At 45.6% G+C, this 11513-nt stretch carries 10 protein-coding genes; 7 read left to right on the top strand and 3 right to left on the bottom strand.

The window, feature by feature from the left end; all coding sequences use genetic code 11:
- Positions 1-32 precede the first annotated feature (32 nt).
- The 3 genes from parE to MHH46_RS20865 all read left to right on the top strand — a co-directional run bounded on the left by parE (position 33) and on the right by MHH46_RS20865 (position 5259).
- A complete protein-coding gene (gene parE, locus MHH46_RS20875) occupies positions 33-2015 on the top strand; it encodes a DNA topoisomerase IV subunit B (protein ID WP_076127597.1) in 1983 nt (660 codons plus the stop codon).
- A 178-nt stretch (positions 2016-2193) separates the two neighbouring features.
- Positions 2194-4635 (top strand): DNA gyrase subunit A, encoded by a 2442-nt coding sequence (gene gyrA / locus MHH46_RS20870; RefSeq protein ID WP_076127599.1) that lies wholly within the window; start codon positions 2194-2196, stop codon positions 4633-4635.
- A 192-nt stretch (positions 4636-4827) separates the two neighbouring features.
- Positions 4828-5259: a MarR family winged helix-turn-helix transcriptional regulator gene (locus tag MHH46_RS20865; protein ID WP_076127601.1), complete on the top strand. Its 432-nt coding sequence runs from the start codon at positions 4828-4830 to the stop codon at positions 5257-5259.
- Between the two features lie 736 nt (positions 5260-5995).
- On the opposite strand, the gene MHH46_RS20860 is transcribed toward MHH46_RS20865, so the two are convergent.
- Both MHH46_RS20860 and MHH46_RS20855 read right to left on the bottom strand, forming a co-directional pair.
- Positions 5996-6742 carry an RluA family pseudouridine synthase gene (locus MHH46_RS20860; protein WP_076192161.1) on the bottom strand — a complete coding sequence of 249 codons (747 nt, stop codon included), beginning with the start codon at positions 6740-6742 and terminating at the stop codon, positions 5996-5998.
- Between the two features lie 3 nt (positions 6743-6745).
- On the bottom strand, positions 6746-7609 hold the full coding sequence (locus MHH46_RS20855) for a class I SAM-dependent methyltransferase (protein WP_036685718.1): 864 nt from the start codon (positions 7607-7609) through the stop codon (positions 6746-6748).
- Positions 7610-7840: 231 nt separating this feature from the next.
- Here MHH46_RS20855 and MHH46_RS20850 point away from each other — a divergent pair, with 231 nt between their 5' ends.
- The 4 genes from MHH46_RS20850 to MHH46_RS20835 all read left to right on the top strand — a co-directional run bounded on the left by MHH46_RS20850 (position 7841) and on the right by MHH46_RS20835 (position 10515).
- Complete coding sequence (locus MHH46_RS20850) at positions 7841-8671, top strand: helix-turn-helix domain-containing protein (protein ID WP_076127605.1); 831 nt, start codon at positions 7841-7843, stop codon at positions 8669-8671.
- Positions 8672-8756: 85 nt separating this feature from the next.
- Positions 8757-9122 carry a VOC family protein gene (locus tag MHH46_RS20845; RefSeq protein ID WP_076127607.1) on the top strand — a complete coding sequence of 122 codons (366 nt, stop codon included), beginning with the start codon at positions 8757-8759 and terminating at the stop codon, positions 9120-9122.
- Positions 9123-9293: 171 nt separating this feature from the next.
- Positions 9294-9746, top strand: coding sequence for a flavodoxin (locus MHH46_RS20840; protein WP_076127609.1), 453 nt, complete (start codon positions 9294-9296; stop codon positions 9744-9746).
- Position 9747: 1 nt separating this feature from the next.
- Entirely contained in the window at positions 9748-10515 is a 768-nt protein-coding gene (locus MHH46_RS20835) for a hypothetical protein (protein WP_076127611.1), read from the top strand.
- A gap of 94 nt (positions 10516-10609) precedes the next feature.
- On the opposite strand, the gene MHH46_RS20830 is transcribed toward MHH46_RS20835, so the two are convergent.
- Positions 10610-11455 carry a GNAT family N-acetyltransferase gene (locus MHH46_RS20830; protein WP_076127613.1) on the bottom strand — a complete coding sequence of 282 codons (846 nt, stop codon included), beginning with the start codon at positions 11453-11455 and terminating at the stop codon, positions 10610-10612.
- Positions 11456-11513: the final 58 nt, after the last annotated feature.

Genomic DNA, 11513 nt, shown 5'->3' with positions numbered 1-11513 from the left:
TCTTAGTATAGAGAAAAGAAGGAGGAGCATGAATGCTCGAACAGATCGATATGTTTGCTGAAGTTTCTAATAACGGCGAGAATGGCCGTACTGGATACGATGCTGACGACATTCAAGTGCTCGAAGGTCTGGTTGCAGTACGCAAACGACCTGGCATGTATATCGGCAGTACGAGTTCTTCAGGACTACATCATTTAGTATGGGAAATCGTAGATAATGCCGTAGATGAGCATTTAGCCAAGTATTGTACAAAGATTGACATACTGCTTCGCAAGGATGGCTCGGTAACCGTTAGCGATAATGGACGGGGGATCCCAACTGGAATGCATAAGACAGGGGTACCTACCCCGCAAGTTGTATTTACAATTTTGCATGCGGGCGGTAAGTTCGGTGGATCGGGTTATAAAAAATCAGGCGGTTTGCATGGCGTAGGGGCTTCTGTCACAAACGCTTTGTCTGAATGGCTCGAAGTAGAGATTTATCGTGAGGGCAAAATCCATCGGCAGCGGTTTGAGTACTGGGTGGACAAGAAGGGCAAGGAGCATGTTGGCGAACCTGTAACTGGTCTTGAAGTTCTGGGTAACACCAATAAAACGGGTTCGAAAATTACTTTCAAGCCAGATATTCGTGTCTTCCCAAATGGAATTGCTCTGAATTATGACACGCTGGCAGAGCGGGTTCAGGAGATTGCTTTTCTGAATTCCGGTCTGCGTATTACACTGCAAGATGAGCGGAGCAACCGTCAGGATGAGTTCTTTTATGAAGGTGGAGCTAGTCAATTTGTGCAGTTCCTCAACGAAGGTAAGGATGTTCTCCATGATGTTATCCATTTCAGTGCAGAAAAGGATGATATCGAGGTAGAAGTAGCTCTGCAATACAACGGAGGCTACACAGAAACCTTGGCTTCCTTCGTAAACTCCATTCCAACTCGCAGCGGAGGCACACATGAGACCGGCTTTAAAACTGCGTACACTCGTGTATTAAATGAATATGCCCGCCGCACGCAATTGCTTAAAGAAAAAGATAAAAACCTGGAAGGTAATGATCTGCGGGAAGGCATGATGGCTGTCATCAGTGTAAAAATGTCCGAGGTTGAATTTGTTGGACAGACGAAGGATCAGCTTGGCAGTGCTTCCGCCCGTAGTGCAGTAGATTATATCGTTTCTGAAAATATGGCGCGTTTCTTGGAAGAAAATCCACAAGTTGCGCAGAGCCTGCTGAAGAAATCGATTCAAGCGTCGAAAGCGCGGGAAGCGGCACGTAAAGCCCGCGATGAGATCCGCACAGGCAAGAAACGCAGCGAAAGCTCGAATCTTGGCGGTAAGCTGTCTCCTGCACAATCAAAGGACGTTACACGTACGGAGCTGTTCATCGTGGAAGGTGATTCCGCCGGTGGTTCAGCTAAGCAAGGCCGTGACTCTAAGATTCAAGCGATATTGCCGCTAAAAGGTAAACCGATGAATCCGGAGAAAGCTAAGCTGCTGGACATCCTGAAGAACGACGAGTATAAAGCAATTATTTCTACAATAGGTGCTGGAATTGGTCCGGATTTCACCGTCGAAGACAGCAATTATTCTAAAATTATCATTATGACCGATGCCGATACCGATGGAGCGCATATTCAGGTGCTGCTGCTGACATTTTTCTATCGTTATATGAAGCCTTTATTAGATGCAGGTAAGGTCTTTATCGCTCAGCCTCCGCTTTATAAGTTGACCCGCAAAACGGGTAAGCTGGAGACCGTAAGGTATGCATGGAGTGATGAAGAGCTGCAAAATTACTTAAAGGAATTCGGCAAAAACTTCGAGCTTCAGCGTTATAAAGGATTGGGCGAGATGAACCCCGATCAGCTGTGGGAAACAACGATGAATCCAGAGTCGCGTACGCTGCTTCAGGTACAGATTGAGGATGCCGCTAAGGCGGAGCGCCGTGTTTCAACACTTATGGGTGACAAAGTCGATCCACGTAAACGCTGGATTGTTGAAAATGTCGATTTCACCGAAATTGTAGAGTAATGTCAGTGCTGCAAGTGACGATAATCCCGATTTTCTAAGAGCTTGGTGATTTATGGGACCTAGGGGAATTTTGGAACTGTAGGAGAGATAGTGCCCGGAATTCCAAAAATCTCTGAAGTACCTGAGACTCACCACACTATTTTAAAACGGGCAGTTTGAGGAACAGAAGGTGAGCAAAGTGAGTAGTTTATCAGAACAATTTTTGCCGGCATTTCTGGAAGAGGTCGTCGGTGACCGCTTTGGTCGGTATTCCAAATATATTATTCAGGACCGGGCAATCCCCGATGTCCGTGATGGACTTAAACCCGTGCAGCGCCGGATTCTTTATGCGATGTACGACTCCGGCAACACCCCTGACAAGCCATACCGCAAGTCAGCCAAAACTGTCGGAGATGTAATGGGTAATTACCATCCACATGGTGACTCCTCTATTTACGATGGTATGGTACGTATGGCACAGCCTTGGAAGATGGGGCATGTGCTAGTTGACGGTCACGGCAACTGGGGCTCCATGGACGATGACCCAGCTGCGGCAATGCGTTATACAGAAGCACGGCTGTCTCCCATTGCAATGGAGATGATGCGTGATATCGAGAAGCGGACGGTCTTGTTTAAAGATAACTTTGACAATACGGCCAAAGAGCCTGTTGTGGTTCCTTCCCGGTATCCGAATCTGCTCGTAAATGGCACGAGTGGGATTTCTGCGGGTTTTGCTACTGAAATTCCGCCACATAATCTGCGTGAAGTAATTGATGCTTGTATCGCAGTGATGCAGAAGCCAAATATTGAGCTGGAAGAAATTATGACCTTCATGAAAGGTCCGGATTTCCCTACAGGTGGCACAATCATGGGCGGAGACGGCATCATGGATGCTTACCGCACAGGTAAAGGCCGTATTTACCTGCGCTCCAAAACAGAGATTGAGAATATGCGGGGCGGCAAGCAGCAAATCGTGATCACGGAAGTTCCATTCCAGATTGTAAAATCACGGTTGGTTACTTCCATGGAGAATATTCGGCTGGAGAAAAAGATCGATGGCATTGCCGAGGTTCGTGATGAGAGCGGCCGTGAGGGACTGCGGATTGTAGTCGAACTCAAAAAAGAGGCTGATGCTCAAGGCGTGTTGGCGTATCTGCTCAAAAAAACCGATCTTCAAATTACCTATAACTTCAATATGGTTGCTATTGTTAACAAAGCACCTCAGCAGCTTGGTCTAAAAGCCATCCTGGAAGCTTATATCGCACATCAGCGTGAAGTTGTGACTCATCGCACCCAGTTCGATCTGGAACGCGCTGAAGACCGTGCTCATGTCTTAGAGGGCTTAGTTAAAGCACTAAACATCCTGGATGAGGTTATCGCTGCGATCAAAGCGTCGAAAAATCGTCAGGATGCTCAGAACAATCTCGTATGGATGTTCGGCTTCAGTGAACGCCAAGCCGATTCGATTCTTACTTTGCAATTGTATCGTCTGACCAATCTGGAGATCACTTCACTCCAGAAAGAGTTAGATGAAATGATGGCAAAGATTACACATCTGCGCGGCATTTTGGATAGCGACAAAAAGCTAGTTGCTGTAATTCGTAAGGAACTGCTGGAGATTCGCGACAAATACGGCATTGATCGCCGTTCTCTGATCCAAGGCGAAGTCGAGGAGCTCAAGGTTAGCCTTGAAGCGCTGGTCAATGCGGAGGATGTGCTCGTTGCTCTTTCAGCAGATGGTTATATTAAGCGGACTAGTATGCTTTCCTTCACCCGTTCTGGTGGGGAGCGTCATACCTCAGGCGTCAAAGAAGGCGATCATATCGTCAGGCTGCTGGATGTAAATACCCGTGACAGTCTGCTGGTATTTACCCGCAAAGGGCAATACTTCTTGCTTCCTGTGCACCAGATCCCGGAGTTTAAATGGAAAGAGCCTGGTACAGCGATTGTGAATGTTATTGGATTGTCTAAAGGAGATGGAATCGTTAGTGTGATTCCGGTTAATAATCTAGATGATCCGCAGCAGAGCCTTGTGTTTGTCACCCGCCGGGGTCAGGTGAAGCGTACAGAGCTCAAGGAATACTCTACAAGCCGTTCTGGAGCTGTAGCGGCCTGTAAGGTAGCCGAGGGTGATGAGATCATTACAGTGGCTTCTAGTACGAATGACAAGGACATTGTGCTGGTCACCCGTGAGGGAATGAGTATCCGATTCCATGAGAATGAGGTTAACCCTATGGGTCGCGTTGCATCCGGTGTAAGAGGAATTCAGCTGCGCGAGGGCGACGAGGTGATTTCCTGCTTCTGGGTCAGCGAAGATGAAGGCGAAATCCTTGCTATTTCTGATATTGGTTATGCGAAACGTTCATTACTTGTGGATTATCCATCACAAAGCCGTGGTGGCAAAGGAATGCCAACCTTCGAATTCAAGGAAGGCAAACGAATACGTCCAAATGGCAGCAGGTTAGCAGGGGCTTTCTATTGCAAGGAGCCATTAGAACTGAATGCCGTTACCCGTGAGAATGCCCACCATACGTTCTCCTCTGAATCAGCGCCGCTGGGCGAGCGTCGTTCTACAGGCAAACAGATTGTAGCTGTGGAGAAAAAGGATGAGATCATAAATCTTTTCCCATCAGTTCATTAAAACTAGCGATTAACAAGTGATTTTATAACGGCGTTTAGTCCGCTCTTTTGGAGGGTTGACTAAGCGTCGTTTTTTATTTTTTTATGCTGAAGGTCCGGCAGATTTATTTTTTCTTCGTTTGCAGGAAATGGAAGTTGTTTCGCGAAAATGTAGATATACCGGATAGAACCGCGAGGAAAGGAAGGAATAAGTGTGCATGCTTCTGAATTCAGTAAAATTTGGCATAAGATTTTAAAAGATTATAAATTACATATGGACAGTAATCTTGCTCCAACGCTGACGGATGCCCAACTTACTGTACTTGAACTGCTTCAGGAACGCGACGCCATGAAGCCTTCTGATCTGGCTCCACATTTGGCGACCAGTCCTGCAGCGGTTACGATGTTACTTGATCGGATGGAGAAGCATGAGCTTATTGTGCGGGAAAGAGATGCTTCGGACCGGCGGATTGTATGGGTGAGTATAACGGAGACTGGAATGGAAGAAACTGCACGGGGTCTAAAGATCCGCAGTGATTTTTTTGCGGAAGCGCTTGATCCGATCTCCTCTCATAACCAACAGTTACTGCTCTACTTAATGGGCAAAATGGTTGTTACAACTACACCGGAGGGTTCTACACCTTGAAGCAAATAGCTTGGCTGTATCACTACTGCTTTTAGAGTATGTAGAAGCATTAGAGTATGTAGAAGCATTTAGAGTATGTAGAAGCATTAGAGTATGTAGAAGCATTTAGAGTATGTAGAAGCATTTAGAGTATGTAGAAGCATTTAGAGTATGTAGAAGCGTTTAGAGTGTTTTAGAGCAATTAGAGGCATCTAAATGTATTTAGTTGTATTTTGTACAGCTATTATTTGTAAATTACTCGAGCATTGAGATATAACTGTATTTTATACAACTATTTTCTTGATTTACTTCTCTTTTTACAGTTTCCCTGATTTTTAGTTGTAAAGAGTACACTTAAAATCCGACCTACTGTTTTTTTATTCGGAATAAGTGTATAGAGTGCAGTTATCTTACTTTCATTTCAGATTCCAACTAGGATCCACTACTGTACCACTACTGTACCACTGCTGATCCATCGCTAAACAGAGCGGTGGACCGTTAGCTAAGTTCAGGCTGGAAGGTGGAAAGGATGTTTAATCTCTCAAAATGATGTTTAATCTCGAAGGGATATTCAATGCCCGGCTGGAAAAATCGGACTAAGCATATCCTGCGGAGCTAGAAGAGCACTCCAACGTGGACCCTCTGTCCATAGTCTGTTCAAGTAGCAGACGCAGAAACAAAAACAAGGCAGTGATTCTCCACTAACCGGAGAGTCACTGCCTCGTTTTTATCGTTTCATTGCCTAGAAAGGGCTGTTTTAGGACAGCCCTTCTTGTAGTGTTTCACGCGGCCACAGATCCCAAGGATGGGTTTGTGGGGGCAGAGAGATGAGTTCCACTTCTTCTTTAGTAACAGGGTGAGGGAATCCTACAAGTGCTGACCATAACGCAATTTGTTGCCCCGGTCTGTTCACTGAAGCCCCGTACTTCTGATCACCGTATAATGGACAGCCGATCGAACTCAGCTGCACCCGAATTTGGTGGGAACGCCCTGTAAGTAAATCAATCTTAAGCAGGCTGTATCCTTCTGCACTGTCAAGCACTGTGTAATCCAGAATTGCTTCCTTGCCGCCGGGAGTTCCTTTTCGAACCACGGTGACGGTGTTACTCTTTGCGTCTTTAAGCAGCGTATCTGTAAGACGGCCACGAGTGGCTGGCGGTTTACCATGCACAACTGTTAAATACACCTTATGAAAGCCGTGAATACGGACACTCTCGGATAGTCTTGAAGCCGCTTTGGAAGTCTTGGCAAAAATCATTGCGCCCCCAACCGGTCGATCCAAACGGTGGACCAGACCGATATAGACGTTGCCGGGTTTGTTGAAACGTTCCTTCACATCTTCTTTCAGCAGATTCAGCAGGTCAGGATCGCCTGTTGCATCCTCCTGAACAGGAATATTCACGGGTTTTACAATCCCCAGAAGATGGTTGTCTTCGTATAACACTTCAAAGCGTTGTGATCCGCCGCTTACAGCCTCATTGTTGCCGGAACTATGCTGTTTCATGGCTTACGCCTCCCAGCGACCCAGGATACCACATGGCAGGTTCATGCCGGAGGAGGTGATCGGAAGACCAATTTCGCCGGAGGTAAGTTTTCCGCCATAACGTTTGCCCATGGTCATGGACAACATGTTGCGCAGTACAGTTGGAGAAATTCCAGTGGTGTAGGAATTAATGAGCATGAACAATGGGTTGTCGCTCATAATCTCCATACAGCTCTCAAGGAAAGGGTACAAGCTTGATTCAAGCTTCCACATTTCTCCACCAGGTCCTCTTCCGTAAGAAGGAGGGTCCATAATAATCGCGTCATATTTGCTGCCGCGGCGTTGTTCACGTTGTACGAACTTGAATACATCATCCGTGATAAAGCGGACTGGACGTTCTCCAAGACCAGACAGCTGAACGTTTTCTTTCGCCCACTGCACCATACCTTTGGCTGCATCCACGTGAACGACAGACGCACCGGCACTCGCCGCTGCCACAGTAGCTCCACCTGTGTAAGCAAAAAGATTCAGCACTGAGATTGGACGGTTAGCCGCTGCAATCTTGTCCATCATCCAGCTCCAGTTGGCTGCTTGTTCCGGGAATAGTCCTGTATGCTTGAAGTTTGTAGGACGTAAGTGGAATTTTAATTTACCATAGCTAATCTTCCAATCGTCTGGAATGGTTTTTTTCATTTCCCATTGTCCGCCACCAGCGGAGGAACGGTGATAATGTCCGTGCACATCACGCCATTTAGCGGTCTCATTATTTAGAGGCCAAATAATCTGTGGATCAGGACGACGCAAGATAATATCGCCCCAGCGTTCGAGCTTCTCTCCACCGCCTGTATCAATTACTTCATAGTCTTTCCAATCGCTCGCTATATACATGATTTAATCCATCCTTCAAAAAAATTCATTTAGCCTTTATTGTACAACATTTCACCTGATTGCTACAAACAAATTACGCCTCAGCCAGCTTCACCAATTATTTTGTCCAATGCTAATGAAGTGTATAATATTCCCATACTTATGCGGCTATTCAACTGGTGCTTCATGACTTGATTGTGTATGATCAGATAGTAGAGTTCTTACCCTATTTACGATCGGAGAACTAAAGCTATGTTCAATCTCTCACCGCTGTATTTCCCTATAACTGCAAAACCCAACCACACTAGTGAGTTTCTGCCCAGCCATGCCTTGCAGCCGTTTATTCGCTGTTTTTGGGGTTCTGTAGATGTGGAGTCTATACAACAACCTGAGACGGAGACAATAATTCCGGACACCTGTATGGATATTATTTGGGATTTGGATAGAGAATCAGGCAATACAAACACTTTTTTCTCCGGCATCAATGACACTCCATTTGAAGTCTCTTCAGACAGAAAGCCAGGGGGGAGTTCAACCTTTGGTATCCGGTTTCATTTCTGGGCGGTTCATTTTTTTGCAGATGATCATCTGCGGAATGTCTTGAATGCACATGTCGATGTAGAACAATATTTTGGCACTTTTAAAAAAGAGCTTGGTCATCTATTGGAGAAAGTAAACTCGATGGACGAAAAGATTGCAGCCGCTGAAGCCTATCTGCTTCGTCGTCTTGAGCGTAGAGGGCGGACTAACGATCGGATGATGAACGCAGTCTATACTATGGTTAAACAAAAAGGGATTGTGACCGCAGAGGATTTGGAGACCAGTTCTAATTTAAGCAGACGACAACTTGAACGGCTTTTTCAAGAATATATAGGTGTATCGCCAAAAAAAACAGCAGATCTCGTGCGGTTTCAGAATGTATGGCGGGAGATGTGTCATTTACCTGGGCAGACGAAGAATATGCAGGATCTTATTTTCGCGTATGGTTACAGTCACCAGTCCCATTTTATCAATAATTTCAAAAAATATGCAGGAAGAACCCCACTTGAAGCCTTGGTCTATGCAGGCCGAAGAATGTCGTGATTTTGCAATACAAAGCGTGTCAACCTTGTTAGACTAAACCCAAGTAAGAAATGAGACATATTATGAGAATGAGAGGGGACAAGTTATGATTTCGTCTTTTGAAGGGACTAACATTTACACTAAAGATACTGCGGTGTCAGCTAAATTTTATACGGAGGTACTAGGAATTCCTATGCCTTTCGAAGGTTACGGTAATTTCGACGGGGCAAAGCTTGGCTTTGGCAAGAAACAGCCGGGAATTATTATTTGGGATGCTGCAAAGTGGGAAAATCTTACGACAGGTTTTGTTAATTTAGTATTCGGCTGTGATAATCTGGATGAGACATACGAGCAGTTGAAAGCTAAGGGACTGGATTGTCAGCCACCTGTTACGATGGAATATGGCGGTAAAGAAATGAATTTTCGTGATCCTGATGGGAATCACATAACCTTGCTGGAAGGTGCTTATTAAGCTTCTTTTTAAGAAAAATGAGACGGAGCGCAAACCTCAACCGTGTGTAATAACGGGGAGTTTGCGTTTTTTTAACTTTATTTATTGACAATGATAATCATTATCAAATAGAATGAGGTGAAGCGTATATGATTTAAATTTAAGGCGTTAGTAGGGGAGGAACAGGAGTTTATGGCTAAAGTGCTTGTGGCATATGCTAGTTTAACTGGCAACACTGAGGAAATGGCTGAATTGATTGTAGAAGGAATACGCCAAGCAGGCGGTGAGGCTGTTTTGAAGTCGGTCACTGAATGTAATGCGATTGAGATAAAATCATATGAAGGCGTTCTGCTAGGGGCATACACTTGGGGAGACGGAGAGTTGCCGGATGAATCTCTTGATTTCTATGAGGAGATGGATGAACTTGATTTGACTGCTATGAAGTCAGCAGTTTTTGGTAGTGGAGATACAGGCTACGCCATTTATTGTGGGGCAGTGGATGTTATCGAGGAGAAGCTAAAGGAGCGTGGAGCAGTCATTTTGCAAGATAGCCTAAAGATTGAGTATGGCCCGAATGCTGCCGAAAAAGAAGCCTGCCGTCAATTCGGACGTCAATTCATCGAAGCCTGTATGGCGGTAACCTAAGATGGGTGGGCCAGTGGGAAGTTGGTTTAACAAGCCAAGGGATGTACATAGCCCTCCGTATAAACGGCTGCACGATTATCGCATGGAGCATATTATGCTGGGCGGGACTGAGAATTTAGCTAGCGGAGCGCCAGCGACGGGGCTCCCACGCTGGCGCCAGCAGGTTCAATATGCTGTGGGGCATACACTTAATGACTTCTATAGTCTGTTGCCGGAAGTGCGAAGAGAGACACCTATACAATTTCTGTTAGAGCGCCGGTGGCCTCCTAGGGGAGATGCTTTTCCCTCCCTTTTGCAATATTGGGATATCAAAACGAGTGTAGCTGATGAGCTTATGCGTATCGTTTCAAGCAATCATCTACAGGAGATTCCAGTGATGTTATATGAACAGTGGCATGTCCCAGTTCCACCGCTGAATTTGGAGTTATCGATGATTACGCAGCTGGCTTGGAACTCTTCAAAAAGTGGCCGAAGCGTGAACATTCAGAAATTTATGGTTAATGGCAATGAGGATATCATCACTGGATTTATGCATATGGCCAATGTTTTTTGCCATCATGCTTATGGTGAGCCAGCGGAGACCGTGGAAGTTTTCTCGCTGCTGGATGGACGTAAATACTGCTTTGATGGAGAGGCAATCTCGATTATGGAGTCACTGGATTATGTGCGTCTGTTATCCGTATTTCTTGAGCGGGAAGTGTTAGCTGACGGTTCCTTAAGCTGCAGCGATCGTAGAAATGAGAGAGGCGAAGCGAATTATTTACTATAATAAATAGACCTCCTTATCTGCAGGTTAGAACACCAGCAAGTAAGGAGGTCTTATTGTGACTGCTTTATTAAAATCTCAAGAGTAGGTCTGGGGATTAGCCGATATATCGGTAATAATCCTGTTTATTCTGAATGACAAAGCCGCAGCTCTCATACAGCTTAAGTGCATTGGGATTATCCAGTGCGACCTCCAGATTTACACCATTATAATTTTTGCGCTCTCGTTCGATGGTCTGAAGAAGGGCGCTGCGGCCAATGCCAAGCCCACGTAGCTTTTTGTCGACTGTAAATCCATAGATCCAGGATTCATTATCTTCAGTCCACACTCGCATCTTCCCAACAGGCCTGCCGTCCATCTCGATCATAATATTCTCTTGCATACCTTCCTGTTTGTGCAACTCATACTGCTCTGCAGCATCTTCTGTCTTCATATCAAAACCTCCACAATCCAGTTCGACCAGAATGTGTGCCTCTTCTTCACGAGCTGGCCGTAAGACGACAGTCCCTGTTGCTGAGCTGACATCAGATGACACCATGGAATTGCCATCCCATTTCATTTGATATTCAGCGTGATTGAACTGCAGAGGCAAGGTTTGCAGGAAAGCAGTTCCAGATGAAGAAGCGGCGGGTGCATTTAGAAGAAGAGTAGAGACTTTATTGCGCTTGATTATGGTTTGTGCTCGGTTCCACAGAGAGGTGAAGATTCCGCGTCGACGGTAGCCTGGCCGAACCATGCCACAGACCTCCATATCGCTTCCAAAACCATAGAGTCCCAAGAAACCGACCAGTAATTCGTCCTCATAAGTCACGAGCCATTCCGTATCACCTGCGCTTGATGGCTGGCGGAGCATATCCCAATTCAGTTTTAATGAGATTCCTTCATATTGCTCACAGCGTTGTTGTAATTCCTCAATATTCTTAAAAGTGTCGGCAGTCGTCAAACCCGTTTCCCCCTAAAGTGTATTTGAACTATTATAAGTTCGCATAGTTACTAAAAAA

Origin of the sequence: Paenibacillus sp. FSL H8-0175, from assembly GCF_045040615.1 — a bacterium.
Classification (GTDB): Bacteria; Bacillota; Bacilli; order Paenibacillales; family Paenibacillaceae; genus Paenibacillus_AQ; species Paenibacillus_AQ odorifer.
Note: the sequence above shows the minus strand (reverse complement) of the source record. Positions and strands in the feature narration are given on the sequence as shown.